This is a genomic window from Cellvibrio sp. OA-2007, assembly GCF_000953825.1.
In the GTDB taxonomy this organism is placed as follows: Bacteria; Pseudomonadota; Gammaproteobacteria; order Pseudomonadales; family Cellvibrionaceae; genus Cellvibrio.
On record NZ_BBUL01000090.1, the window covers coordinates 184149 to 209874 of the forward strand.

The 25726-nt window shown below is 48.5% G+C and carries 23 protein-coding genes; 16 read left to right on the forward strand and 7 right to left on the reverse strand.

The features are described from left to right. Nucleotides 1-23 precede the first annotated feature (23 nt). The gene (gene rdgC, locus AWU77_RS11570; RefSeq protein WP_062063496.1) at nucleotides 24-932 is read left to right on the forward strand and encodes a recombination-associated protein RdgC; all 909 of its coding nucleotides are present in this window, start codon (nucleotides 24-26) and stop codon (nucleotides 930-932) included. On the opposite strand, the gene AWU77_RS11575 is transcribed toward rdgC, so the two are convergent. Then, nucleotides 933-2951 carry an ATP-binding protein gene (locus tag AWU77_RS11575; protein WP_084618304.1) on the reverse strand — a complete coding sequence of 673 codons (2019 nt, stop codon included), beginning with the start codon at nucleotides 2949-2951 and terminating at the stop codon, nucleotides 933-935. 162 nt (nucleotides 2952-3113) lie between these two features. Here AWU77_RS11575 and AWU77_RS11580 point away from each other — a divergent pair, with 162 nt between their 5' ends. Genes AWU77_RS11580 through AWU77_RS11595 form a run of 4 tightly spaced genes read left to right on the forward strand, consistent with a single transcriptional unit; the run spans nucleotide 3114 to nucleotide 6484 of the window. Further along, on the forward strand, nucleotides 3114-4187 hold the full coding sequence (locus AWU77_RS11580; protein ID WP_193747530.1) for an FAD:protein FMN transferase: 1074 nt from the start codon (nucleotides 3114-3116) through the stop codon (nucleotides 4185-4187). 58 nt (nucleotides 4188-4245) lie between these two features. Further along, nucleotides 4246-5280: a YhcG family protein gene (locus tag AWU77_RS11585; RefSeq protein ID WP_062063500.1), complete on the forward strand. Its 1035-nt coding sequence runs from the start codon at nucleotides 4246-4248 to the stop codon at nucleotides 5278-5280. A gap of 14 nt (nucleotides 5281-5294) precedes the next feature. Beyond that, nucleotides 5295-5609 (forward strand): DUF2007 domain-containing protein, encoded by a 315-nt coding sequence (locus AWU77_RS11590; RefSeq protein ID WP_062063503.1) that lies wholly within the window; start codon nucleotides 5295-5297, stop codon nucleotides 5607-5609. Beyond that, on the forward strand, nucleotides 5606-6484 hold the full coding sequence (locus AWU77_RS11595; protein ID WP_084618306.1) for an endonuclease/exonuclease/phosphatase family protein: 879 nt from the start codon (nucleotides 5606-5608) through the stop codon (nucleotides 6482-6484). The genes AWU77_RS11590 and AWU77_RS11595 overlap by 4 nt, the downstream gene beginning before the upstream one ends. Here AWU77_RS11595 and AWU77_RS11600 read toward each other — a convergent pair. Then, nucleotides 6467-7414 (reverse strand): LysR family transcriptional regulator, encoded by a 948-nt coding sequence (locus tag AWU77_RS11600; protein ID WP_062063509.1) that lies wholly within the window; start codon nucleotides 7412-7414, stop codon nucleotides 6467-6469. The genes AWU77_RS11595 and AWU77_RS11600 overlap by 18 nt on opposite strands. A 127-nt stretch (nucleotides 7415-7541) precedes the next feature. Here AWU77_RS11600 and AWU77_RS11605 point away from each other — a divergent pair, with 127 nt between their 5' ends. The 5 genes from AWU77_RS11605 to AWU77_RS11625 all read left to right on the forward strand — a co-directional run bounded on the left by AWU77_RS11605 (nucleotide 7542) and on the right by AWU77_RS11625 (nucleotide 12794). Further along, nucleotides 7542-8477, forward strand: coding sequence for a sodium-dependent bicarbonate transport family permease (locus tag AWU77_RS11605; RefSeq protein WP_062063511.1), 936 nt, complete (start codon nucleotides 7542-7544; stop codon nucleotides 8475-8477). A gap of 63 nt (nucleotides 8478-8540) precedes the next feature. Further along, nucleotides 8541-9461, forward strand: coding sequence for a sulfate adenylyltransferase subunit CysD (gene cysD / locus AWU77_RS11610; protein ID WP_062063513.1), 921 nt, complete (start codon nucleotides 8541-8543; stop codon nucleotides 9459-9461). Then, complete coding sequence (locus AWU77_RS11615; RefSeq protein WP_062063515.1) at nucleotides 9461-10303, forward strand: DUF6671 family protein; 843 nt, start codon at nucleotides 9461-9463, stop codon at nucleotides 10301-10303. Before cysD ends, AWU77_RS11615 begins: the two co-directional genes overlap by 1 nt. A gap of 38 nt (nucleotides 10304-10341) precedes the next feature. Further along, nucleotides 10342-11352, forward strand: coding sequence for an L-threonylcarbamoyladenylate synthase (locus tag AWU77_RS11620; RefSeq protein ID WP_062063518.1), 1011 nt, complete (start codon nucleotides 10342-10344; stop codon nucleotides 11350-11352). Nucleotides 11353-11474: 122 nt separating this feature from the next. Next, nucleotides 11475-12794 carry a hypothetical protein gene (locus tag AWU77_RS11625; protein WP_062063520.1) on the forward strand — a complete coding sequence of 440 codons (1320 nt, stop codon included), beginning with the start codon at nucleotides 11475-11477 and terminating at the stop codon, nucleotides 12792-12794. Nucleotides 12795-12847: 53 nt separating this feature from the next. Here the strand turns inward: AWU77_RS11625 and AWU77_RS11630 are convergent, their stop codons facing one another. Next, nucleotides 12848-13762 carry a bestrophin family protein gene (locus tag AWU77_RS11630; protein WP_062063522.1) on the reverse strand — a complete coding sequence of 305 codons (915 nt, stop codon included), beginning with the start codon at nucleotides 13760-13762 and terminating at the stop codon, nucleotides 12848-12850. A 260-nt stretch (nucleotides 13763-14022) separates the two neighbouring features. Between AWU77_RS11630 and purE the strand changes: the two genes are divergently transcribed. From purE to AWU77_RS11655, 5 genes are all read left to right on the forward strand, one after another. Beyond that, a complete protein-coding gene (gene purE / locus AWU77_RS11635) occupies nucleotides 14023-14514 on the forward strand; it encodes a 5-(carboxyamino)imidazole ribonucleotide mutase (protein WP_062063524.1) in 492 nt (163 codons plus the stop codon). A 67-nt stretch (nucleotides 14515-14581) separates the two neighbouring features. Further along, the gene (gene purK / locus AWU77_RS11640) at nucleotides 14582-15658 is read left to right on the forward strand and encodes a 5-(carboxyamino)imidazole ribonucleotide synthase (protein WP_062063526.1); all 1077 of its coding nucleotides are present in this window, start codon (nucleotides 14582-14584) and stop codon (nucleotides 15656-15658) included. A 140-nt stretch (nucleotides 15659-15798) separates the two neighbouring features. Further along, a complete protein-coding gene (locus AWU77_RS11645; RefSeq protein ID WP_062063529.1) occupies nucleotides 15799-16491 on the forward strand; it encodes a glutathione S-transferase family protein in 693 nt (230 codons plus the stop codon). A 34-nt stretch (nucleotides 16492-16525) separates the two neighbouring features. Beyond that, nucleotides 16526-16903, forward strand: coding sequence for a hypothetical protein (locus AWU77_RS11650; RefSeq protein ID WP_238582395.1), 378 nt, complete (start codon nucleotides 16526-16528; stop codon nucleotides 16901-16903). 198 nt (nucleotides 16904-17101) lie between these two features. Beyond that, nucleotides 17102-18607 carry a methyl-accepting chemotaxis protein gene (locus AWU77_RS11655; RefSeq protein WP_062063531.1) on the forward strand — a complete coding sequence of 502 codons (1506 nt, stop codon included), beginning with the start codon at nucleotides 17102-17104 and terminating at the stop codon, nucleotides 18605-18607. A gap of 161 nt (nucleotides 18608-18768) precedes the next feature. On the opposite strand, the gene AWU77_RS11660 is transcribed toward AWU77_RS11655, so the two are convergent. After that, complete coding sequence (locus AWU77_RS11660; RefSeq protein WP_062063533.1) at nucleotides 18769-20499, reverse strand: phosphate ABC transporter substrate-binding/OmpA family protein; 1731 nt, start codon at nucleotides 20497-20499, stop codon at nucleotides 18769-18771. A gap of 148 nt (nucleotides 20500-20647) precedes the next feature. Here AWU77_RS11660 and chrA point away from each other — a divergent pair, with 148 nt between their 5' ends. Then, a complete protein-coding gene (chrA, locus tag AWU77_RS11665; protein ID WP_062063535.1) occupies nucleotides 20648-21991 on the forward strand; it encodes a chromate efflux transporter in 1344 nt (447 codons plus the stop codon). A gap of 55 nt (nucleotides 21992-22046) precedes the next feature. Here chrA and AWU77_RS11670 read toward each other — a convergent pair whose 3' ends face one another. The 3 genes from AWU77_RS11670 to AWU77_RS11685 all read right to left on the reverse strand — a co-directional run bounded on the left by AWU77_RS11670 (nucleotide 22047) and on the right by AWU77_RS11685 (nucleotide 25688). After that, on the reverse strand, nucleotides 22047-22664 hold the full coding sequence (locus AWU77_RS11670; protein WP_062063537.1) for a DUF3617 domain-containing protein: 618 nt from the start codon (nucleotides 22662-22664) through the stop codon (nucleotides 22047-22049). A 290-nt stretch (nucleotides 22665-22954) separates the two neighbouring features. Further along, entirely contained in the window at nucleotides 22955-24040 is a 1086-nt protein-coding gene (locus tag AWU77_RS11680) for a TonB family protein (protein WP_062063541.1), read from the reverse strand. 337 nt (nucleotides 24041-24377) lie between these two features. Beyond that, nucleotides 24378-25688 (reverse strand): putative glycoside hydrolase, encoded by a 1311-nt coding sequence (locus AWU77_RS11685; protein ID WP_062063543.1) that lies wholly within the window; start codon nucleotides 25686-25688, stop codon nucleotides 24378-24380. Nucleotides 25689-25726 lie beyond the last annotated feature (38 nt).

Consider the following 25726-nt stretch of genomic DNA (forward strand, 5'->3'; position numbering starts at 1 on the left):
CCTATTCTGTTGTTGGATTTTCCATGTGGTTTAAAAATTTACGTTTGTATCGCCTGACCGAGCAGTGGACTCTTTCCGCTGAAGAATTAAATGAAAAGCTGGCCGAGTTTTGTTTTAACCCCTGCGGCAGCCTCGACCCTATGCGTTATGGTTTTGAATTTCCGCTGGGCCGCCACGGCAGTGAATATATTCATGTAACCAATGGCTACATTATGATTTGCGCCAAGAAGCAGGAAAAAATTCTGCCCGGCGGCGTGATCAAAGAACAACTGGAAGAAAAAATTCTCGCCATTAGCGATGCCGAAGCGCGCTCGGTCAGCCGCAAAGAGCGCGACACCTTAAAAGACGAGATTATCTTTTCCCTACTGCCAAAAGCGTTTACCCGCTCATCGCTGGATTATGCCTATATCGCACCGCAAGAAAATTTAATTGTGGTGAATTCATCCTCCGCCAAACGCGCGGAAGATTTGCTGAGCAAATTGCGCGAGGCGATTGGCAGTTTGCGCTGTTTACCTATAGCACCCAAGAATATTCCCACCCAAGTGATGACTCATTGGCTGCGCGAAAGCCAAGCGCCACACCAGTTTGAATTGGGCGAAGAAGTGGAATTACAAGCGGCGAAAGATGGCCGTATAATTCGCTGCAAAAAACAGGACTTAACCGCAAGCGAAATCCGCAACCATTTAGAAAGCGGTATGCACGTCAGCAAAATTGGTCTGGTTTGGAAAGAGTCGATCAGCTGCATCATCGACGATCAAGTCGCCGTTAAACGCGTAAAGTTTGAAGATGTGATTAGCGATAAAGCCAACGAGCGCAATCCGGAAAGCAAAGCGGAACAGTTCGACGCAGACTTTGCCATTATGGCGATGGAGTTAAAAAACTTTATTACTGCCTTACTGGCTGCTTTTGGCGGTGAAACAGAGCGCGAATAATTATTCGCGCTGCACGCCTCCAACCTCGCCACTGGCTATATCTTTGTTCGGCTCATCAACCAGTGTCAATTCAAAATAGAAACAAGCGCCGCCGCCCGGTGCTGGTTGATAGCCGATGCTTCCCTCCATCATTTCGATCAGTTCCTTGCTGATCGCCAAACCAAGACCTGTTCCTCCTTTTTTACGGGTAGATGATGAATCGACCTGAGAAAAACGTTTGAATAACTTACTCTGATCCGCCGGTGCAATACCCTCACCCTGATCGCAAACAATGACTTTTACTTGAGTATTAACCACCTCGATACTCAAGCTGACCTCAGCATTAGGTGGAGAAAATTTCACCGCATTAGACAACAGGTTCGCCACTACTTGCAGCAGACGAGAATCATCCACCTTAACTCGTAGCTCCTTCTCAGGTGCATCGAAAACCAAACGCACTTGATACTCTGCAGCATAGGGCTCAATTGATTCCAATGATTGTTTTAACAGTGCCACCAAATTGTGTTCTTGCAATTGAAATTGCATCTTGCCGGCGACCAGTTTTTCCATATCCAACAAATCATTTATCAAAAGCGATAAACGCTCGCCGTTTTGCAGAGCAATATTAATAATTTTTGTTGCGTTTTCATCGAACTCAGAAAAGCTGCCACTCGCCAACAATTTTAAACCGCCCAAAATTGAAGTCAGTGGTGTGCGCAATTCATGGCTGACCATTGAAACAAAATCCCGCTTTAAGTTATCCAACCGGATGCGCTCACTGATATCAATAATTTGCAGTGTCCAATGGGTTTTTTTCGCGGTGCGATAACAAATACCCAAACTCACCAAACCCATTAGGTTATCGGTAACGGGTGATGCCAAATGTGCTTCAAATTGCTTAAAGTGGGCGTTATTAATCACAAAGCTATTATCAATCTCCTGCATCGCAGCCAGCACACGCTCTTGCTCGGCCGAATCAAATAAATCCACAATTTTTTTGCCTTGCAACTCATCGGGTTGCAAACCCAGTAGCGCACAAAAACTGGGGTTCACTTCCAGCCACAGAGCATCGTTTTCTATTAATGCCATGGCTTGGGGCGATGCAGAAAACACGCGCTTAAACCGTTTTTGGCTGTCTTCCAGTGCGCGGTTGGCCTGCATACGCGCACTTAATGAGCGAATAAATTGCAGCAATAAATAGGCGCTGAACAAAGCCAACAACCACCCACCCCAACGCACAAGAGTCAAGCGCAATGGCATCTGCATCATGTCGGCACCCGCCACCAGATCCCATTGCCGCCCCACCACCGGAATCGCAATCACCTCTTGTAAATCACCGGAAACGCCATCGTTCCCCATCAACCATTGCGCCTGTTCACGGTCATAAATATTAATGCTCATTCCATTGCGGCCTGCTCGTTCCAGCAGCGCAGCAAACAAACTATCTGCGTTAATCGCCGTACTCACTACCCCCCAATATTGATTTTCATGTAAAAAAATAGCCTCGCGATAAACCAACCCGAGTCCGCCCTGACGCAATTGGAAAGGGCCGATAAGTTTCGGTTGGCGAGTTTCTATTACCGCTTTTACGCCCGGCCACTGCGCGGGCACATCGGGATAATAGAGCCCCAATGCCGCCTCGTTGCCCTCTAGCGGATAGATATAGGAAATACGATTATCGGGCGCCAGCGCAATATTGCGGATATGTGCCCCGCGCTCTTGCAACTCAGTCAGCCAAGGCGCCAAGGCTTTTTCATCCACATGACCGTCGTTTGTTTCCAAGTAGGCTTTTAAACCGAGGGTAAAATACTGCGCGGCATGCAGTTCATAGGTAAGAAGACTGGCCAAACTGGCCAGATCTTGATTTATCGCCAGCAAGCGCGTCTGACGATCTGATTGAAACTCGGCTCTCACTGCCAATTCAGACAGCGCAAGCAAAGCAATCAACAATGCAGGAGGTAAGATCCACCCCAACAATCTCACTCGCCCTAACGGGCTTAAAGAAAGGGGGTTACACAATCGGGACAACAGTTGAAACATGGATATTCCGCAGACTTGAAGGCTGAATAGATTTTCAAAGTATAGTCAGCAAATCAAACGGCGCGCCTTTCACCAAGGTTAATAAGCAAACCAGCAGGAATTATGCCGCTATAATGCCGGCCACTGTTTGATTTACCATTTTTACCGTCACAGGAATTACTCATGCTCACCTCACTAAACCATAGGTTTAACCCGTTTCGCACTCATTCAATTATTGCAATAACACTGATGCTACTAGCGCTCCTGAACAGTGCTTGTAGTAAAAGCCCAGAGATCAGCAAGATTTCCGGCTTCGCACAGGGCACCACCTACAACCTCAGTTTTGTATTGCCGCAGGACTCCAGCCCCCCCCTAACGACCGTTGAACAAGCGGTAGAAGCTGAATTTGCGCGCATCGATAAATCGCTCTCCAATTATCGCGATGATTCAATGATTGAAGCCTTTAACGCTCAACAGACCACCGATATTTATGAGGTTGATGCCGAACTAGTCGCACTACTGGAAGAAGCGCGAAAAATTCATCGTGCCAGCAATGGTTGTTACGATCTCACCATCAAGCCCTTGTTTGATTTGTGGGGCTTTAAAAAAGATGAATTCAGCCCACCGAGTGATGCCGATCTTGCCCAGACTATGGCAGTCATCGGTTTGGATAATGTTGAGACTATCGATGCAACACACTTGCGCAAACAAATTCCAAATTTGCGTATCGACGTATCTTCAATTGGCCAAGGTTATGCGGTGGGCCAAATTGTCAAAGTGCTTGCGCAATTTGGCGTACAACAATACCTGGTAGAGATTGGCGGCGAGTTAAAAATCAGCGGCAAAAAACCGAATGGCGAGCCGTGGAAAATCGCACTGGAAAAACCACTGCCGAACGAGCGCAAGATGCATAAAATCGTCAGCTTTGATTCGGGCGCACCTATGTCGCTCATGGCATCGGGCACTTATCGCCACTACTTTGACAGCAACGGCAAACGCTACAGCCATATTCTCGATGCACGCAGCGGCAAACCTGTCGAACACAACACAGTTTCTACGGCCATACTGCACGAAAACCCCACCATTGCCGACGGCTGGTCTACCGCACTGCTATGCTTGGGCAGCAGCGAAGGCTTAAAAGTCGCAAACGACAATAATCTCGCGGTATTGTTCATCGACCAACAAGGCGATGAACTGATAGAAACCCGCAGCAATGCGATGAATGAAATGAAGGGTGTGAGCCTCAACAATCCTTAACTCAACATGCACATTCGATAAGGCATCACTAAGTCAACATTTTTCAACGAGGGAGAAAATGACCAAAGACGTTCATGATCTTAATAATTTGCTGGGGAATTTACGCCAGTTGATTATCGATGCGCGTCGGCAAGCACTGCGCGCAGTTGACACTGTGCAGATTCGCACTTGCTGGGAAATAGGTCATCACATCGTTGAGTTTGAACAAAACGGACAAGCGCGAGCAGAATATGGCAAGCAACTACTTACGGATTTAGCGCAGCGATTGACGCAGGAGTTTGGTAAAGGTTTTGATTCCCGAAATTTGCGCCACATGCGAGCCTTTTATCTTACTTTTCCGATTTGGAACGCAGTGCGTACCGAATTAAGCTGGACGCATTACCGCACCTTACTCAAAGTTGAAAGTTCGTCTGCCCGCGAATGGTACATAGAAGAAAGTATCCGCCAAAATTGGAGTTCACGTGCACTTGAGCGCCAAATTTCCACGCTCTACTACGAGCGATTACTAACCAGCCAAGATCAGTCAGCCGTTGCACTTGAAGCAGCAAACTTAACCGAGCCGCTGAACAAAACACCAAGAGAGTTTGTGCGCGACCCAGTGATATTAGAATTTCTGGGGTTACCAGACGCTGGGCGCCTACTAGAGAGTGATTTAGAGCAAGGGCTAATGAACAAACTACAAAGCTTTTTGCTGGAACTTGGCAGCGGCTTTGCGTTCGTCGCCCGCCAACAGCGGATTAGCACAGACAACAAAGACTTTTACATCGATTTGGTTTTTTACAACTATCTACTCAAATGCTTCGTATTGTTCGACTTAAAAACCGGAGAGCTAAGCCATCAGGATATTGGCCAAATGGATATGTATGTACGAATGTACGATGACTTAAAACGGGGTGAAGATGACAACCCTACGGTGGGTATTATTCTATGTTCACAAAAAGACTCATCTGTAGTGCGCTATTCAGTCCTCAACGGAAGTGAGCAACTATTTGCCAGCCGCTATAAATTGATACTGCCATCTGAAGAAGAGTTACGGCAAGAGTTAGAGCGCGAACGAGCAGAATTGCTTGAGCAAACACAACACAACAAATAAAAGGCGCGCTTAGCATGAAACTCATCTACACCCACGAAAACCGTTTTCTGGTGGCAAATGCACACAACATCCTTGAACAAGCCGGGATTCGTGTGGTGTGGAAAAACGAATTTGCTTCCGGTGCGATTGGTGAAATTTCGCCGTTTGATAGCTGGCCGGAATTATGGGTGATAGACGACGCTGACTATGATCGCGCAATAGAAATTATTACTCACGCACTCAGCGCCGCTAACGCGCCAGACTGGACTTGCACGCACTGCAACGAACCGAACGATGCAGCGTTTGAAACCTGCTGGAATTGCCAAACAGAAAAACCGGAGCACACATGATGAAACAGATTTTATACAGCTTGGCTTTATTGATTTTCGCTACCAGTGCCTGGGCGCAAACCACTCAACTCAGTGTGATGAGCTACAACATTCGCTGCGGCTCTTGTGAAGCACCAGACAACATTAACAATTGGAAAAAACGTAAATATCTGGTGGGGCATTTGATCAAAATGCATAACCCGGATGTCATCGGGTTGCAGGAAGCGGAACTCAATCAAATTGAAGACTTGGTAGAAATGCTGGATGACTACTCCTGGATGGGTGTAGGCCGCGACGACGGCAGGGACAAAGGCGAAACAACGGCTATTTTATTTCGCACTTCACGCTTGTCACTGCAGGGGCAACAAACACTCTGGCTATCGCAAACGCCACTGCAACCATCGCGCGGTTGGGATGCAACCTATCGCCGCACACTCAGCATCGCCAAGTTACTCGATGCGCAATCCAAACAGTTTTTATATGTATTTAATATTCATTTGGATAACGAAGGTGAAGTAGCACGGCAGGAAGGCGCTAAATTATTAATCAATGAAATTGCTAAACTCGACGCTGCAGCCCCCGTTGTGGTCACTGGCGATTTTAATTTTACCGCGCCCGCACCGAGCTACGACATCATCACCGCAACCCTCGCCGATGCCGAAAAAACCTCATCCACTCCGGCAACGGGCGGCAACAAAACCTTTAATGGTTTTGGCGAAAATAAAGAGCCGGATAATAAAATTGATTTCATTTTTGTAAAAAAATCGATGAAAGTGCACAGTCATCAAATCGACACCACTATTTATAACAATCTCTACCCTTCAGATCATTTCCCACTCATAGTAACAGTCGATACGGCTATCACGACTGCAGACACATTAAAGAGCATTGAGTAAAACTGACAGTTCGTTGCGAATATATTTTTCTTCCACCCAATCGCCCAACTGCGCGTTCATAAACTCAATAAAATTATGTGCGGCGACCGGCAAACGCCGGTCGCCATGACGCACCAAATACCAATGGCTGGTGAGCGGAAAATCCCGCACATTAATAATCGCCACTTGCGCATTGGTCTGCGCCAGCGTGTGTTCCGAAATAACAGCTAAACCCAAACCCGTTTCCACACTCATCCGAATCACTTCGTTACTTTCGATTTGCAGGGTCTTATGCAACTGCAAATTATTTTCGCGCAGCCAATTTTCAAACATCATGCGGGTAGCGCTACCCGGTTCGCGCATTAAAAAACGCTCATTCACTAATTCTGCAAAATCTACTTGCTGTTGTTGTGCGGCCCAATGGTGAATGGGTGCAATAAGCACCAAGGGATTTTTGAGGAAGCGCCCACTAATCACATGTTCGCCGGTAGGTGGATGGCTAAATAAATACAAATCATCCAACTGGTTTTCAAAACGCTGCAATACACTGCTGCGGTTGCCGATATTCAAGGTCACATCCACTGCGGGATACTGTTGCGCATAGGGGCTGAGCAAACGCGGCAAAATATATTTCGCGGTGGTCACTACCCCAATACCGAAGTGGCCTTTGCTGCCCTGCGCGGCATCACTTAAAAAGCTATTGAAATCCTCGAAGCGCCCCAGTGCATCCAGCGCGGCGTGGTACAACTCAGTGCCCACAAAGGTGGGGCGATACTGACCATCGCGCACCTCCAGCAAAGCATCACCAATCGCTTCGGTCAGGCGTTTGATTTGCAGGGAAACGGTGGGCTGGGTGAGATGCAATTGCGCCGCCGCCTGAGAGATAGAACCGGTGCGTACCACGGCGATATACACCTGCAGCAGGCGGAAGGTGAGATGGCGAATATTCATAGGAACCCCTGTAGCGCACACTAATATAGATAATTATCTATTAATAAATACATAAACATTAATTATCATCTATTTCTCTAAGCAGCCACAATGCGCGCCAGACAAGTTCAACCATCTGGAGAGCGCCATGCCCGATATAGTTATTATGTTTTTCCTGCTCGGAGCCCTTGCCGGGGTTGCCAAATCTGACCTGCAGGTGCCCAAAGCCGCCTATGACACCCTGAGCATTTTGTTGATGCTGACCCTTGGTTTAAAGGGGGGATTGGCATTACACGGGCAGGTGAGTTGGCAGTTATTGCCGGAAGTGATAATCGTGATTCTGATCGGTATTGCGATCCCCCTGGCGGTTTACCCGCTGGTGCGCAAGTTAGCAGGGCTTAACCCGGCCGATAGCGCCAGCTTGGCCGCCCACTATGGCTCGGCCAGCGCCGGTACCTTTGCGGTGGCGCTGGCATTTGCCGAAGCCAATAACCTCGCGATAGCGCCGCAAACCACTCTGTACCTAGTGCTGTTGGAATTACCGGCCATCGTGGTGGCGATCATGATTTATCGCAAAGTCACCGGCAGCACGTCCAAAGCCAGCGCCATTTGGCACGAGGCACTGACCAGCCGTGGCGTAGTATTACTCGCGGGCGGCTTGTTGATTGGTTACTGGTACGGACCGGAAGGCAGCGCCGCGATTACCCCGCTGTTCCTCGGCGCCTTTAAAGCCTTGCTTGCCCTGTTCTTGCTGGAGATGGGTTTGTGTGTATCCAAACACCTCAACCCCTTCCCGCTCAAACACTGGCGCCTGATTGGTTTTGCCTTGATCGCCCCGCTGTTTCTCGCATTTATTGGCGTCAGCATTGGTGTTGCGCTGGGTCTTCCGCAGGGTAGCAGCCTGATTCTGGGTGCTTTGGTGGCGAGTGCATCTTACATAGCCGCCCCCGCCGCAATTCGCGGTTCCATCCCAGAGGCCGACGTAGGGCTTTCCATCTTCGCCTCGCTGGGTGTGACCTTTCCGTTCAATGTTTTGGTCGGCATCCCCCTGTATTACCAGCTGTTAACCTGGTTCAGCGCGTAAGCAGCCCTACAATTCCTTCTTGTCTTGCACCTCGACCAAGGTGCAAGACCCTGCGGAGTCTTTATGTATTCAACGACACACTTGCAGCAACTTGAAGCCGAAGCCATTTTCATCATCCGCGAAGTGGCCGCCAGTTTCGACAACCCCTGCTTTTTTTATTCGATCGGCAAAGACTCAACGGTGATGCTGCACCTAGCGCGCAAAGCCTTTTATCCCGCCCCCGTGCCATTCACGCTGTTACATGTGGATACCACTTGGGAATTCGCTGAAATGGCGCGTTTTCGCGATGCCATGGCCGCCAAACATCAGCTGAAAATACTGGTTCACACCAACGAAGAAGCCCTCGCGATGGGCATTCACCCGATTCGTTCAGGCTCGGTTAAATACAACGATTTGATGAAAACCCAAGCGCTAAAACAGGCGATGAAACAATACCGCTTTGATGCCGCACTGGGCGGCGCGCGGCGCGATGAAGAGAAATCCCGCGCGAAGGAACGGGTCTTTTCCGTGCGCGATGCCCACCAAGGCTGGGACCCAAAAAATCAGCGCCCGGAGCTGTGGGATATTTACAACTGCCAGATCGATAAAGGCGAATCGGTGCGAGTATTTCCCCTGTCCAACTGGACTGAGTTGGATATTTGGCAGTACATCCACAAAGAAAAAATCGAGTTGGTATCCCTGTATTTATCTGCCTCACGCCTGAGCTGGATCAGCGATGACGGCGGCCAATATTTGATTCTGGATGACGAACGCATGTTGCCGTTTTTAAGCGAGCGCGAACGCGCCAGTCTCGCCCATCGCCCGCTGCGCTGCCGCACACTGGGCTGCTACCCGCAAACCGGTGCCGTGTTGAGCGAGGCCACGCAAGTCATCGATATTATTGATGAATTGGTGCGCAGTAAAACCAGTGAACGCGAAGGGCGCATGCTGGATAAAGATCAAGTTGGTTCGATGGAAAAGAAAAAACGCGAAGGTTACTTTTAATGCAAAGCCGTTTTTCCAACAGCCAATTTGCGCTGCTCACTCGCCACGGCAAAGAAAAGATACTGGCGCCCCTGCTGGAAAGCCAGTTGGGGGCATCGCTGCTACTGACCGAGAATTACGACACAGATTTGCTCGGCACCTTTAGTGGCGAGGTTGAGCGCAAACTGAGCCCATTGGATTGCGCGCTAAAAAAAGCACAGCTGGCCTGTGAGCTTACCGGCCTCAACCTTGGGCTGGGCAGCGAAGGCAGTTTCAGCCCCAGCCATTACGGTTTTGGCACCGCCAATCACGAGCTGATTGCCTGTATCAATCGGCAAGCAGGCTGGTCGGTAGTGGGGCACTACTATGGTTTTAGTCGTGTTCGCCGCCAGCCATTAAATTCCATGGCAGAGCTGTATCAATTTGTGGAGCAAACCCCAGCCGATCAAGGCTTGTTATTGCGCAGCCCAGCCGGAGTCGCCAAGGGGCTTTATGGGTTAGATGCAATAGAAACCCAGCTAAAAGACTGGTTTGGTAACTACGCCCTACTCGGCTCGGCATTTGCGCAGGAGCTGGTGATTAGCGATGATCTGCGCGCGCACCACTGCCCAGAGCGGCGCGAGCACATCCAAAAGGCGATGGAAAATCTGATCGAGCGCTTGCAACTTGCCTGCCCGCAGTGCGATACCCCGGGGTTTTGGCCAGACCATGCCCTGCCCGGACTTCCCTGTCGCGCTTGCGGCTGCCCCACCCACAGCATTAAAGCGCGTACCGCGCGCTGCGGTCATTGTCATTTTGAACAGACCTATCCAGTCGCCGAACCCGAGGCTGACCCCAGCCTCTGCCCGCACTGCAACCCCTAAAGTCACGAGCATAACGAGAGTAATGAGAGCAGCGACCTATGCACACTGAATACCTGTTCGCCGATCAGCCCTTACAACTGGCGCGCGCAGCCCAACTGTTAATCGAGGGCAAACTGGTCGCGGTACCCACCGAAACCGTTTATGGTCTCGCGGCGGACGCCAGCAACCCAGAGGCGGTCGCCCGGATTTTTAAGGCCAAGGGGCGCCCAGCCAATCACCCGCTGATTGTGCATATCGCCGAACCTGAGCATATGCACCGCTGGGCCGAGCAAATCCCCGCCAGCGCCTTTGCCCTCGCCAGCCATTTTTGGCCGGGGCCACTCACCCTACTGCTCAAAAAAGCCGCCCATGTAGACTCTTGTGTCACCGGTGGCGAACCCAATATCGCCTTGCGCATGCCCACCCACCCGGTGATGCAAAACCTGTTGCGCATGACCGAACTCGGGCTAGCCGCGCCCTCGGCAAACCCCTACCAACAACTCAGCCCCACTCAGGCAACACATGTGGCCAAGGGGCTGTCGGGCAAAATCGCGGCGATTCTAGACGGCGGCAGCTGCCAACTCGGGCTGGAATCCACCATCGTCGATTTGACCCAATCCCAACCGCGCATACTGCGCGCCGGCCCCATTACCGCCGATGCCATCGCCCAGTGTTTAGGCCAGCCAGTGGCCGCACCGCAGCGCCATGAGGTAGCCATCTCGGGCAATAAAAAACAGCATTATCAACCGCGCAAACCGCTGCATATTTTCGCCACCGATGAACTAATGCAACAGATCAAGCGCAGTAGCCAGCGCATCGCCGTAGTTTTTTACAGCCAGGCCATTCAATCAGCGAGCAACACAATCGAAAACTTATCTGGCAGCACGCCAATCTATCGCGCCGCATCATCCAACAAATCACTTTATGCCCAAGCGTTATACAGCACATTGCACGAGTTGGACGCACTCGATATAGATGCAATTTGGATGGAACAACCACCGCAATCAACTGAATGGAATGATGTGAATGACCGCTTGGCGCGAGCGGCAACCAAAGACGATGGGAAGTGATAAGACGTGTTTAGCAAATTGCAGATAAGGCGCAAACCCACTATGGTTGCCGAACAACAAAAATACATTACCCAACAAACGCAACCTCTCAGCAGAATCCTAAACATAAGAAAGGAACAGGCATGAGAGTTTTACTCAAACATTATTTTTTATTCCCCGCGCTCTGCATTCATTTATTGGGATGCGGTGGCAATAGCGATGCAAAGATCACCTCCACTAGTTCGCAGGTGTCAGTCACAGCTTCAGCAGTTGCAACATCGGTAAACGCAAACAATTCCAGCGCGGCTGTTTTAGTAGAAAATTCTACTCAAGACTGCGTGATTGCAGCACTCAAACCATTTGCCGATCTACCCGAAATAGGCAAACTGCCCAATCCATTTATTTTTATGGACGGCACACCAGTATTGACTAAAAAACAATGGCCTTGTCGTCGCGCAGAAATTGCAGCACAGGCGCAAGCCTATGAACTAGGCGAAAAACCACCCGCCCCGCAACAGGTTGCCGGATCAGTTAGCAGCGGAAAAATTTCTGTAATTGTGCGCGACAAGGACAAACAAATCGCCTTTGATGCGCTCATCACGCTGCCCAGTACCGGCGTCGCACCCTACCCCGCAATAATTGGCATAGGCAATTCTTATTTGAATAATGACGAGCTATCGCGCCAAGGTATCGCCGTTATTCAATTTCCCAATAATTTGCTGGGTGAACAACACAATGGGCAATCGCGCGGCAAAGGTTTGTTCTATGAAATATACGGCAGCGATCACCGCGCCAGCGCCATGATGGCCTGGGCCTGGGGCGTAAGCCGTCTGCTCGATGTTTTACACAACACCAGCAACACCATCATCGACCCGCAGCGAGTAGGTGTTACCGGTTGTTCACGCAATGGCAAAGGCGCGTTAATCGCAGGAGCATTTGATGAGCGACTAGCACTCACCATCATGCAAGAATCAGGTTCCGGCGGCGCCGCTAGCTGGCGCATTTCTGACGCACAATTAGCCTCTGGCCAAAACGTACAAACCCTGCGCCAAATCGTGACTGAAAATGTATGGTTTACCGAACAATTTAAAATTTTCAGCGAAGCCGCAAACAAACTGCCCTTTGATCACCACAGTGTGATGGGCTTAATCGCTCCGCGTGGATTATTAGTCGTAGAAAACACCGGCATGGAATGGCTGGGCAATCAAAGTACTTACACTACTGCCGTTGTAGCGCGCGAAATTTGGAAAGCATTAGGCGCAGCCGACAACATGGGCGTAACCCAAGTAGACGGCCACAACCACTGCCAACTCCCCGCCAGCCAACAACCGGCAGTGAATGCCTTTGTGGAAAAGTTTTTATTGCACAACAACCGTGTAAGCACCCATGTACAAAAAACCGATGGTACTTTCCCTGTTGAAATTTCGCGCTGGGTGAATTGGGTGACGCCGATTTTGCAGTGAGTTGGCAATTAAAATTTCAAGCAGAAAAATCAGCTATTTACACTTTATCAGGTTCAAGTCACCACACAATTGTCTGGAACGGCGGGAGGCGGGTCGATAGGCTCGCCGAGCATTTCGCGCAGGGATGATTCAATAGTATGAGTCATCGCATCCAGCGCCAGATCATTTGGCTCTGTTCCAAACGGGTCTTGCAACTCTTCGGCCAGCGCTTCTAATGCCAAAAAAGTGTAGGCGACAAAAGCGATAATTACCGGTGTCATAAAACCTAATGTTGCCGCCAGCCCGAGTGGTAGCAGGAAACAATACGAATAAACCGTGCGATGCAAAATCACCGAGTATCCAAACGGCACTGGCGTGCTGGCGATGCGCTCACAACCGCCCAAACAAGCACTGAGTTGCGACAAATGCTGATCCATACGCGCAAATAAAATCGGGCAAAGCTGTTCTTGCTTACGCATAGTGCGCAACTGTTGCGCCGCATCCAGTATCACTAACTCCGGTTTGAATCTTCCCTGAATAACTGTCTCCTGCACTTCTGGGCGCAACAGTTTTTGCAGCGCAGGCGTTGCGTCTGTCTCGCGCAATTGCGCGCGCAGTGCGTGTACAAAAGCAATCAGGGTGTAAACGAATTGGCGATTTTGCTCATCGCTTGCATCTGCTGCGGTCAGTTGCTCGCGCGTCAGCGCGCGGGTTTCATTGAGCACACCACCCCATAATTTGCGCGCCTCCCAAAACCGGTCATAGCTAACCGAATTGCGAAAGCTCAAGAAGATCGCCAAGGCGATCCCCAACAGGGTGAACGGAATGGGCGTAAGATCAGGCAGTAGATGCGGATAATCTTGCCGCACAAATACAACTATTGTCGCCAGAACTACAAGCGTAAATAAACGCGGCAAAATGCGGGATAACAATGAGCCACGCCATACAAACAGCATGCGAAACCAATGTAATTTTGGGCGGATAATCATAGGAGGTCGTCACACTGAAAGAAGAAAGGAAATGGAGCTCATGGTAAAACCAGACTTTAAAAATGCCCAGTGCCCCCATGCTAATACCCCATAAAATTTGCCTCAGCCAAGCGCTGACCCCATGAGCCAAAGCCCTGTCATGCTTAATTTGTAACCATCGCCGCCATTTGGATTGTTTGTGCTAATATGCGCGCCTTTTTTCCGATTCTCGCCCATTCCCATAGGGTTATGGGGTAATTCAGATAGGTTTAGGCACAGCTATGGCAAGAAAAGTTGCAGTGATTATGGGTTCCAAGAGCGATTGGGCCACTATGCAGGCGGCAGTAGAAATACTGGAGCAGATGGGTGTTGAGTACCATACTGAAGTGGTGTCTGCCCACCGCACCCCGCAGAAGCTGACTGAATTTGCCGAAACAGCGGTAGATAATGGCTATGCAGTGATTATCGCCGGCGCTGGCGGCGCGGCGCATTTGCCCGGTATGGTCGCAGCGCATACCCGCTTGCCGGTACTGGGTGTGCCCGTGCAGAGCAAAGCCTTGAGCGGTGTAGACAGCCTCTATTCTATTGTGCAGATGCCCAAAGGTGTTGCGGTTGGAACTCTGGCGATAGGTCTGGCCGGTGCGTTTAATGCCGGTTTACTGGCCTGCCAAATTCTGGCGGTGACTGATCCGGCGTTGGCTGCCAAAATCGAACAATTCCGCCACGACCAGACGCAGGCGGTTCTGGATAATCCGGACCCTAGAGATCAATAGCAAGAGATCAATAAGTCATATTTGATAGTTTCCCTTGGTAGTCAGTAAGCGCTTTTTGAGGTTAGGCATGAGTCAACGAATTTGGGTGTTAGGTGCAGGTCAATTGGGTGCGATGCTCAAGCACGCCGGTATGCCATTGGCGCTGGATGTGTGCCCGGTAGATATCAATGAAGCAACCGCCCCTGCACTCGCGCCAGATGACTTGGTCACCGCCGAGCGCGAGCAGTGGCCAGAAACCCTGGTGACACACGCCCTTGCCCAACACCCGCGCTTTATTAATCAGGCGATTTTTGGCCGCTTGGCCGACCGCAAAACCCAAAAAGAACTCATCGATTCACTCGGGATCGCCACTGCGCCTTGGCGCAATGTCGCCAACGATATCACCGCCAACGAATTGCGCGACCAACTGAGCGAACACGTTTTACTCAAGCGCCGCACCGGCGGCTATGACGGTCGCGGTCAACACTGGCTGCGCACCGATGAAGATGAAGTGCCCGAGGATTGGCAAGGCGAAGCGATCGCTGAACAGGCAATCAACTTTGATGAAGAAGTATCACTGGTTGGCGTGCGCAACTCGCAAGGCGAGTGCGTGTTTTATCCACTCACCTTGAACCTGCATTTAAGTGGCATTCTTTACGCTTCAGTCGCGCCGCTCGCGCGTTTGCAACCGCTGCAAGCCCAAGCTGAAGAAATGCTCGGCAAAATTTTAAATGCGCTGGATTATGTGGGCGTCATGGCGATGGAAACCTTCCGCGTGGGCGATCAATTGCTGATTAACGAATTGGCACCGCGGGTACACAACTCTGGCCACTGGACGCAAGCGGGTGCAAGCATCAGCCAGTTTGAATATCACTTGCGCGCGGTAGCCGGAATGGCGACACCAGCAGCACAAGTGATTGGCCAGAATGTGATGATCAATCTCATCGGCACCGACTACAATCCCGCATGGCGTGACCTGCCCTGTGCCCGCACCTATTGGTACGGCAAAGAAGTGCGCGCTGGCCGCAAGGTGGGGCACATTAATATCGTCAGCACCAATATCACCGAGATCCGCGAGACACTGGTGTTGCTCGGCGATTCATTGCCCGAACATCACTACCGCGAAGCGATCGACTGGAGTTTAAACGCCCTCGCAGCAGTCTGATAAATAAAACCAGCCGCAATCAACAAAGCCAGCCTCGCGCTGGCTTTTTGTTAGGTTTGGTTAATTCTTGCATCTTATTTGTGCACAACTGTGATAGCGTTTACTCCCCGTGCGATTAGCTCACCACAAGGAGTTCACCAATGCTTACGCTGCATATCGCCAACAAAAATTATTCATCTTGGTCGCTGCGCCCCTGGGTGTTAATGCGCACATTGAATATTCCTTTTAGCGAACAAATTCATCCGTTAGATACCGGCAGCAGCTGGGACACTTACCGCACTTTTTCTCCCAACGGGAGAGTGCCCTGTTTGCAAGATGGCGAGTACACCGTATGGGATTCGCTCGCCATTACTGAATACCTGGCCGAAACCTATCCGCAGGTTTGGCCCGAAGACAAAATCGCTCGCGCCTGGGCGCGCTCTGCCAGCGCTGAAATGCATTCCGGTTTTCAAGCACTTCGCAATTCCTGCGGCATGAGCTGCGGCCACCGCATTCAAATGCATGAGATTTCCCCTGCACTGCAAAAAGATATAGCGCGCATTGATGAACTCTGGAGCGAAGGTTTACGTAAGTTTGGTGGAGCATTTTTAGCAGGCAATGCTTTTACCGCTGTCGATGCGTTTTTTGCGCCAGTTGCATTTCGTTTTCAAACCTATGGTTTGCCATTAAGCGGTCCAGCAACAGAATATTTAACACGCTTATTAACTATTCCCGCCATGCAAGAATGGTATGCCAGTAGTTTGGCAGAAACCTGGCGCGAACCAGAACACGAGCAAGAAATCCTCGCAGCAGGAACAGTGCTTGCCGATTTACGCCAATCAACTTCTAACTAACTTTTAACATTTAACTTTTAAAGAGTGACGCTAATTGCCCGACATCGATCTGAAAATAACCCACTGTGATGCTTACTTACACGTAGAAGTGCGCGGTATGGGCACCTATGAGAATGCTGAATATATGTGGCAAAGTGTGGTCAATGCCTGCGAGCAATACCAATGCTACAAAGTACTTGGCGAGCAATACTTGTTTGATTCGGTATCTACTCTGGAGGCCTTTGATCACCCTGCGCTATTCAAAAAAGTCGGCATCACCCAAAAACATCGTTTTGCTTGGGTGGATAAAAATCCACGCACCCGCGAAACCACACAGTTTGTGCGCGATGTGCTCGCCAGCCGTTCGATTGGCTACGGCAGATTGTTTACCGATACGGAGTCCGCCAAAACGTGGCTGCTCAGTAAAAATTGATTTCACCTTGCCCTCAGGTTGAGTAGTTCTACCCAACCGCCGCTTTTTGACAAATATCACTCTGCTTACTAAGGTTCATAGCATTCCCCAAGCACTCATTGTCAGGTGTTCGGACTCTATTTCATTAGTAAATTGGTAGCCCCACCACAGCCTTGATTATCCAACATGGCCATGGCACAAGCAGTCAAGGAGTACACTATGTTTAGCAATATGAAAGTTGCCCTACGCCTCGCAATACTCGCTGGCACTCTCGTTGTTCTTATGGTGATTATTGGCGTTTTGGGTATACAGGGAATGCGCGATGCCAACCATGGTATGCGCACAGTGTATGTTGACCGGGTCGAGCCCATGCGCGACCTCAAAGAAGTGATCGATAATTTTGCATTGATATTGGTAGATGTACCGCAAAAAACAGTGAAAGGAATTATCACGCTGGAAGAAGCGTTGCAAATCACCCAAGAAACTCTGCCCGCAACCGATGCTCTTTGGGAAAACTATCTCACAACCTATTTAATTGACGACGAAAAAAAACTCGTCAAAACCGCCACCCCGTTAATTAATCAAACTCATCAACAACTGAAAGATTTACAGGGCTGGTACAGCAGCAAAAATATAGATGCCATTAATAACTTCACCCAGACTGGCATCTACCCTATTTTTGATCCGCTTAATGAAGTGTTTACTGCGCTCAATAAACTTCAGGTCAATGTCGCTAAAGAAGAATACGACCTTTCCACCCAGCGCTATGAACGTACCATGATGCTCAATAGCATTATTATTTTGGTTAGCATTCTGATTGCGATTGGGTTGAGTTTTTTAATTACCCGCAGCCTGCTCAAACAATTAGGCGGAGAACCCAACTACACCGCCGATGTTATTTACCGCATAGCTCAAGGCGACTTGTCGGTAGAGGTAAATACCAAAGCCCAAGACCAAAGCAGTATTTTGTTTGCGATTCGCCAAATGGTCACCAAACTCTCAGAAATTATTGGCGATGTCCGCTCCACTGCCGATTCACTTTCATCCGCATCAGAAGAACTCAGTGCCACCGCACAATCGCTCAGCCAAGCCGCAACACAACAGGCGGCGAGCATTGAAGAAACCAGCGCATCCATGGAAGAAATCACCGCCTCTATCGGCCAGAACAATGACAATGCCAAAGTCACCGATAGTATCGCCAGCAAAAGCGCAGCAGAAGCACATCAAGGTGGCGATGCGGTTAAAAATACCGTTGATGCCATGCGCAAAATTGCACAAAAAATCAGTGTGATTGATGACATTGCCTACCAAACTAATTTGCTCGCACTCAACGCAGCAATTGAAGCGGGTCGCGCGGGCGAACATGGTCGAGGGTTTGCTGTGGTAGCGAGTGAAGTGCGCAAACTTGCTGGACGAAGCCAAAGCGCTGCAAAGGAAATTGGCGAACTGGCGGGCGGCTCAGTAAAACTTGCTGAAAGTGCTGGCCAATTACTGGATGAAATTGTTCCGGCAATTCGCAAAACGGCAGATCTGGTGCAAGAAATATCTGCCGCTAGCGATGAACAAACCATGGGCGCCAACCAAATCACTATCGCCATTTCACAAATCAGTGTTGCCACTCAACAAAATTCATCATCCGCCGAGGAGCTTTATTCCACCGCTGAAGAGCTCACCAGCCAGGCAGTGCAGTTGCAGCAAATGATGGAATTTTTCAAAGTGAAATAAAAGGGCCTGATTAGGAAAAAACCCGTCAATTGTATTTTGCTCAATTCCCCATGAATGTCATCCCCGCGTGCGGGGCTCCATAGGTTATAAGATCAAACACTCCCGCAAACGGGAGTGACAATGAACTTAGCTGAGGCGCTTTGCTGGAAGATTTATTTTTACTATAAAATCCAAACCTCAACCCTGCGGTTCATTCTGCGCCCCCCCTCCGATTTACTACTCGCCAGTGGTGCCACCTCCCCTAAACCGCGAGCTACTAGCGGATAGATGCCGCGTGCAATTAACTGCTGCTCTACCACTTGGGCGCGGCGCAGTGAGAGGGCAAGATTTTCAGCCTTATCACCTTCGCTATCAGAAAAACCAAATAATTGAACGCGCTTGGGTGAATTGATTTCTACATACTTCACCAAACGATCAAGATCTGAAATACCTTTGGTATCCAATTCGTCGCTGCCGTCTTTAAAACGAAAATTAATCGATAACCGCTGCGAGCGCGCGGTAAGGCTGCGCATTTCTTCCGGGTAAAAATTATTGTTGAAGGGCTGGCCAGTTTTAATATTTTGCGACACCAAACCTATATCCTCAACGATACTCTGGCCGCGTTCAGTTGCACTAAAGCGGACAAAATCTTCTGCATCGTTATTGATATTTTTCTGCGGCAAGTAAAAATATAACCGGCGCGCGAGCGGATAATCTTCTGTGCTCACGGTGAAGTGCGTCGGCAATATAGCTTTGGAGCTTTTGGTCGCAGAAATTGCCATCAATTTTGCACGGCGCACATAGGGCAAACCAATAAAGCCAATGCCACCCTCATCTTTCGCAACCGAGTCTGATAAGACTGTACTGGATTCAATCCGCTTTGCGGTTAACGCAAGGCTCGCAGAAGCGGGCTCCAGCACCATACTTTTAAATGAATCCCAGGTACCGGAATTTTCATCTCGCGCATAAAGATTGATCGGTAAATCCCTACCTCCCAAAGCCGACCAATTAGTTATCTCGCCAGAAAATATTTTAACCAGCTGAGGAATTGAAAGTTTAGTAAGCGGGTTTTTAGTGTTGGTAATAATCGCCAAACCATCCAACCCGATAATATGCTCGCTACCTGCTTCTGTTAGATCACCACTTTTAGCCAACAGCAATTCCCGCTCTTGTTCTTTTATCCGGCGCGACGACATACCCAGTTCGGCACTGCCTTGCAACAAATCGGTAAACGCAGTACTCGATCCATGTGCATGAATTTCAATAAACTCAATGCGTCCATTAAGCTGCGCAGTGACTGCTTTTTCAGTCTCTGTACGACCTTGTTCAGTTTTAATGTCAGTTGCGCCGCGTGCCATCAAATAAGACTCCACCAGGCGCGGCGTTAATTTTTCGCCAACAGTGTTGGATCCATGAACACGAAATAGCGGTTTGCCTGCGCGCACCACTGGGCTACCGGGCACGTACTTAGGCGCGGCCACAGGATTCACCGCCGAGGTGACTCGAGTGTCAGTAATGGCTTGCAATACAAATACTTCACCTGCATCCAACGGCAAAAAGGAGCGCAATAAATAGCCACTCAAAATTAACAATAATGAGCAAGCTGCTGCAGCAATAAAATTCAACTTAATACTGTACCGCGTTTTTTTGCGCGGCTTAAATTCATCCCCAGTGTGGGTTGCGGTGACTATCGCATCTTCCATATGGCGCACATCCCACACCAATTGGGTTAGCTCATCGTTATTGGCCAACAGCGCCTTTTCTAATAACTCGGTACGATACTCTTCATCCTTTAACACCATATTTAACGGAATGTGCATTTTCAGATGGGTTTCGCACAAACGTTTCAAATTCCATAACTTATCAACCAAGGCCACGTTGTAATGCATGTGTTTATGGGATTTTGGGGACATAAAAATTCTCGCCAGATAAAGAAGGCCTGCACTATATGACGGGATTATTACAGCGGGATTACACCTCATTACACCTATAATTAAGCAACACCATTCTTGTTATGATGCGCCACTAGAACCCACTAAACCACACCAACAAGGCAGCTACGTGAACACACCTCCCGCTCCTGTAACACTCTGGCAAGCATTAAAGTTTTGGTTAAAGTTGGGGTTTATCAGCTTTGGCGGACCCGCCGGACAAATCGCCATCATGCATCAGAAATTGGTCGAACAGCGCCGCTGGATTTCTGAGCAGCGTTTTTTACACGCACTCAATTACTGCATGCTCTTGCCCGGCCCCGAGGCACAACAACTCGCCACCTATATTGGCTGGTTAATGCACCGCACTTGGGGTGGGATTATTGCAGGGGTCTTATTTGTCTTACCGTCACTCTTTATTCTGATTTTTCTCTCTTGGCTCTATATCGCCTATGGCCACTTCACCCTGATTGCCGGAATTTTTTATGGTATTAAACCGGCGGTGGCCGCGATTGTGGTGCAAGCAGCCCAGCGCATAGGTTCGCGCAGTTTAAAAAATAATTGGCTATGGGGAATTGCGATTGCCGCCTTTGTCGCGATTTTTGCGCTGCACTTACCCTTCCCATGGATTGTCTTGAGTGCTGGAATTATCGGCTGGCTGGGTGGAAAATTTGCGCCGCAATTATTTAATGCAAGTGCCAAACATCAAGCCAAACAAGTGCATTACGGCGCGGCGATTATCGACGATACGACCCCCACTCCCGCGCACGCAATATTTCGCTGGTCGCGTTTAATATTGGTCATCTGCAGCGGCTTATTACTCTGGGCTTTGCCCATGTTGTTGCTCCACTCACTCTTTGGTTGGCAACACGGTTTTACCCAAATGGCATTATTTTTTACCACCGCCGCACTGCTCACTTTTGGCGGCGCCTACGCGGTATTGCCCTATGTGTATCAAGGTGCTGTGACCCATTACCAATGGCTCAGCCCTGCGCAAATGATGGATGGTTTAGCTCTGGGCGAAACCACCCCCGGCCCCTTAATCATGGTGGTCGCTTTTGTCGGCTTTATCGGTGCTTACACACAAGAGTTTCTCGGCGGCGAATCGCTATTTTTAGCGGGCGCAATCGCCGCCACACTGGTGACCTGGTTTACTTTTTTACCCTCGTTTATTTTTATTTTAGCGGGCGGGCCCTTGGTCGAATCCACCAAAAGCAATCAGCACTTTACCGCACCACTCACTGCCATTACCGCTGCGGTGGTGGGTGTGATTATTAATCTTGCGCTATTTTTTGCGTATCACACTCTCTGGCCAGAAGGAGCTAATAGTGGATGGATTCAATCGCTCGATAAAATCGCACTGTCAATTGGAATAGTCGCCAGTGGATTATTGTTTTATAAAAAGATGAGCATTATTCGAGTGCTGGGCGTTTGTGCGCTGCTGGGTGTTGCAGTAAAAACTTTGGTCTATTAAACAACAAAGGCACGCTGAGTGCCTTTGTTTATTGCAACGATAAAATGTGCACTACTTATCGATTAGGTTTTACCGAAGTGCAGTCACTACTCAACCATGTACCTGCTATTTTAAATGCCATTGTGTGTGACTTACCATCAATAGTTTGATTCATCTTACCGGTACCGGTGTAATGCTTTGGCGAATCAAATACAACCTCACTCTCACCCGATGCTTGCTCATCGCCTGCACAAAAATGGGTAGATTTAAAACGATTTTTGCTCAGTTGTTTTAGTGTTGATTTGCAGCCGTCAACTTCATCCGGCAACTCACCACGGTCAATTTCTGCTTGCGTTACACAGGATTTTGCAGTGGTACCCTGAGTAGATATTTGCACCTGATCATTCTGAAAACTTACATCCTCATCAGATACTTTTATCCCCATCTGCGCCGTAATCACTTCCATTTGTTTGCGCTGCTCCGGCGGCATATTGGCAAACTGTTCTTTCATCTGCGCCATAGCGTATTCCATTTGATCGGCCTGCAGGGCCTGTATTTCTTTAGCGCTATCCACATCCCAGGTCATCGTGTTTTCCCACAAACCCGCTTTCATATCCACTTTAACTGGCTCAGCTTGAAGAGGAACGACGGCTACACCTAAAGCAATAACAAACACCGAGAGTAAAGTTTTCATGAATTTATATCCTTGAATAGATTAGTAATCGTCTTATACGCTTTTGCAATAAACACAGAATTAACACGCGCAAGCTTGGAATTCTCATGAATTGGGGAAAACCACCCAAATAATATATACTTAAGCTGATACCACCACTCAAGAGCGGTACCGTATTTTTTCACCTTTTCAGCCGCACGAAGTGTCGATAGCAACGTTTGGAAAAATAACACTACACTAAAAGCAAGGTAATGAATTAGAAGGCTCACCGCGCGATTTAACTAAATACTGAAATGCGGTATCTTAAGTCACTAATCTAATATGAATGTAAATTTGTTTTTTACCCTATCGGTTGATACCGGTCTTCCTTCAGAAAATCGAGGGGCATAACGAAATTTTAATGCCGCTTCCAATGACGCTTTTTGTAAGCTCCGACCGGCCGATGCCTCAACTACTTTTGGACCAATTACAAACCCCATCTCGTCAACAGTATACTCAACTACCACATATCCCTGATCTCGAATCTTCAATGCTTCCTCTGGGTATTTAGGCGCTCGCTTTAACAACGGCGAATATTCTTTGTTTGGATCGTCTGGCGTCATAGATCCAATTGCAAGGCAATGTTTGGTTGCTGCATCCCGTTGATTTAAATTTTCATAGGCTACAACCAAGAATGCGTGTGTGCTTAAGCCGAACCGATTATCAGGCCCCGTTTTTCCCTCGAAACCTAGTAATGCTTTATTGAAATATTCAATAGCTTCTAAATTTTTTTCTCTTGCTAAATAATATTTTCCGAGATTAAAAGTCACAAAAGCAGTTTTTGGATTTTTTTCTCCTAATTCATTTAGAAAAATATCATAGGCTTCACCCGCAATGGATACTGCCTTTTTTTCATCATAATCACGTCCTAGCAGCATTACGTTACTAACTGCCATGAGATTCTCCGCATGAGCTACGGATTTCCCGCCATACAATTTTGCAGAAAGTTGATTGATCCTAAACCAGAGGGCATCTTTGGCTTTATCTTTACCATCAAAGTCTATCTCAATAGCGTTCAAGTAATTAAGGAGAATAAGTACCTCCTCTGAGTCAGCACCGAAAGCTTTCTCATTCAAATCTAGAGCCAGTCTAAGATGCCTGTAAATAATTGACTTATCTTTCGAATACTTCATTAAAGCTACAGCATGATTAGCCGTCAAATTGGCGATATTTTTCCCTTGCGCGGGAAAAATTTCTTTTCCTAATTCAAGCGTAACCGCAGCAGCATCCAGCGCGCATTTAGTATCATCCTTAGAGATGCATTCTTGATACCTATTGTAGGCCGCTGTGAATTCAGCCTTCCCTGTAACAGGATCGGCGACACATAGAGCAGTAGGCGCAAAAAATAGAAAGGCCAAAGTCGAATAATAGACTTTTAAATATAAAAATTTTCTGTTACTAGAAAATAGAGACGCTGCTGCCCTCCATTGCAATCGTTTAAAGACGGGTAGTGATTATGAAGCATAACGTCATGTGAGTATGTCAAACCCTGGGCTTTCTGCCAAGTTGCACCAACAACCGCCAGGTCAAAAGACTATTACTGAATCTGCTTTTGCAATTCCTAGGGCATCAGTGATCTTGACTAGAAGACCATAAGTATACTCATAATATTTTATAATATATTGAGTCGATCTATTTCGTCGAGCAACAAAAAAATAATTATCCTAAAAAGACGCACGATACGGCGAATCTGCCTTACTTTAACAAGCGCTGCAAATGTGGCTCTAACGCCGCTGCCCACAACTCGTAGCCCTGTTCATTTGGATGTAATAGATCCGGCATTATATCTTTGGTTAACACACCCTTTTTAGTCAAAAATACAGAATTGATATCGGCAAAAAATATTTTTTTATTGTCGACAAAGCCTTTGATGATTGCATTGACACCATTATTAATTTGACGCAACTCACCATCGGGCTTTTCATCGCGCGGGAAAACAGCTAATAGCAAAATTTTAGAATTCGGTAAGCGCTGCTGCAATTCATTGAGCAGATTTTTAATACCGGCAGCGGTAGTCGCCGGGTTTTCCTGACGGTGCCCGGTATTGTTGGTGCCAATCATCATCACTACCAGCTTGGGCGACATGTTTTCAACCGCGCCATGTTGCAAACGCCACAGCACGTTTTCTGTGCGGTCGCCGCCGAAGCCGATGGCAAAGGCATTGCGTGTTGCATAGTTTTTCTCCCATACAGGAGCGCCTTCTTTCTCCCACCCCTGGGTGATGGAGTCGCCAATAAACAGCAAATCAATTTTTCCGCCTTTGGCTTTAATGGCTTTTGCATCGGCCAGTTTTTGCTCGTGACGCGGCAACCACCAATCAATTGACCACCATTCATTTAACATGCTGGGTGTGACCGAAACGGTTTTGTAATCAGGACATTCAACCAAGGTCACATTTTTTGGAGTATGAATCAGCAACTGCACGTTGGCGACAGCCACTTCACCGGCGCCCCCCACTTCCAATGCAAAAGGCATGGTCGTCGCTGAGAAATTATCTTGCTCTTGTTTAAAGCAACTCAGCGGGACATAAATTTTTTGCCAACCTTTGCCAACCAAATCCCGCGCTGCCATGGTAAACGGCACTATGCGATCGCAGCCCTGTTTTTGGCATTCCATTTTGAACGATACGCCGCCTTTGGCCAGCTCGTTAATATTTAAATCGACTGCCAGCACACCAGTTTTCATATGCACGGTTAAATCCAAGGGCTCTCCGGATTCCAGTGTCAAGCCCGCGCGCCAGGTATCTTTCCAGCTAAATACCAATGCATCTTGCTTTGCATCTTTTTCACCAAGCTGCGCCTTAACATCGCCTTTTGGCAATACAACTGAATCGCCACTGAGCATTTTTTGTTGCTCGTAATTTTCAATAAAAATATTCCATGAGGGCAATGGCTGTGTTTGATAAAGCGAGATATTGGAATTGAGTTCAGCCTGCGCAGAATAATTTGCTGAAAAAATAGCAGCGGCGATAAAACCCAAAACTGCAAATTGATTACGTTTTTTCATTGAGTTGCTCTAATGTAAGCCTGATTTTATTGTTGGGA

Bases quoted from the DNA above. Each gene is read 5' to 3' on its own strand.
- AWU77_RS11575 (WP_084618304.1), bottom strand. From the start codon at position 2,951: ATGTTTCAACTGTTGTCCCGATTGTGTAACCCCCTTTCTTTAAGCCCG.
- AWU77_RS11615 (WP_062063515.1), top strand. From the start codon at position 9,461: ATGCAAAGCCGTTTTTCCAACAGCCAATTTGCGCTGCTCACTCGCCAC.
- AWU77_RS11620 (WP_062063518.1), top strand. From the start codon at position 10,342: ATGCACACTGAATACCTGTTCGCCGATCAGCCCTTACAACTGGCGCGC.
- AWU77_RS11660 (WP_062063533.1), bottom strand. From the start codon at position 20,499: ATGTCCCCAAAATCCCATAAACACATGCATTACAACGTGGCCTTGGTT.
- purE (WP_062063524.1), top strand. From the start codon at position 14,023: ATGGCAAGAAAAGTTGCAGTGATTATGGGTTCCAAGAGCGATTGGGCC.
- AWU77_RS11655 (WP_062063531.1), top strand. From the start codon at position 17,102: ATGTTTAGCAATATGAAAGTTGCCCTACGCCTCGCAATACTCGCTGGC.
- AWU77_RS11630 (WP_062063522.1), bottom strand. From the start codon at position 13,762: ATGATTATCCGCCCAAAATTACATTGGTTTCGCATGCTGTTTGTATGG.
- rdgC (WP_062063496.1), top strand. From the start codon at position 24: ATGTGGTTTAAAAATTTACGTTTGTATCGCCTGACCGAGCAGTGGACT.
- AWU77_RS11670 (WP_062063537.1), bottom strand. From the start codon at position 22,664: ATGAAAACTTTACTCTCGGTGTTTGTTATTGCTTTAGGTGTAGCCGTC.
- AWU77_RS11580 (WP_193747530.1), top strand. From the start codon at position 3,114: ATGCTCACCTCACTAAACCATAGGTTTAACCCGTTTCGCACTCATTCA.
- AWU77_RS11590 (WP_062063503.1), top strand. From the start codon at position 5,295: ATGAAACTCATCTACACCCACGAAAACCGTTTTCTGGTGGCAAATGCA.
- AWU77_RS11625 (WP_062063520.1), top strand. From the start codon at position 11,475: ATGAGAGTTTTACTCAAACATTATTTTTTATTCCCCGCGCTCTGCATT.
- AWU77_RS11605 (WP_062063511.1), top strand. From the start codon at position 7,542: ATGCCCGATATAGTTATTATGTTTTTCCTGCTCGGAGCCCTTGCCGGG.
- AWU77_RS11600 (WP_062063509.1), bottom strand. From the start codon at position 7,414: ATGAATATTCGCCATCTCACCTTCCGCCTGCTGCAGGTGTATATCGCC.
- AWU77_RS11645 (WP_062063529.1), top strand. From the start codon at position 15,799: ATGCTTACGCTGCATATCGCCAACAAAAATTATTCATCTTGGTCGCTG.
- AWU77_RS11685 (WP_062063543.1), bottom strand. From the start codon at position 25,688: ATGAAAAAACGTAATCAATTTGCAGTTTTGGGTTTTATCGCCGCTGCT.
- cysD (WP_062063513.1), top strand. From the start codon at position 8,541: ATGTATTCAACGACACACTTGCAGCAACTTGAAGCCGAAGCCATTTTC.
- AWU77_RS11595 (WP_084618306.1), top strand. From the start codon at position 5,606: ATGATGAAACAGATTTTATACAGCTTGGCTTTATTGATTTTCGCTACC.
- AWU77_RS11585 (WP_062063500.1), top strand. From the start codon at position 4,246: ATGACCAAAGACGTTCATGATCTTAATAATTTGCTGGGGAATTTACGC.
- purK (WP_062063526.1), top strand. From the start codon at position 14,582: ATGAGTCAACGAATTTGGGTGTTAGGTGCAGGTCAATTGGGTGCGATG.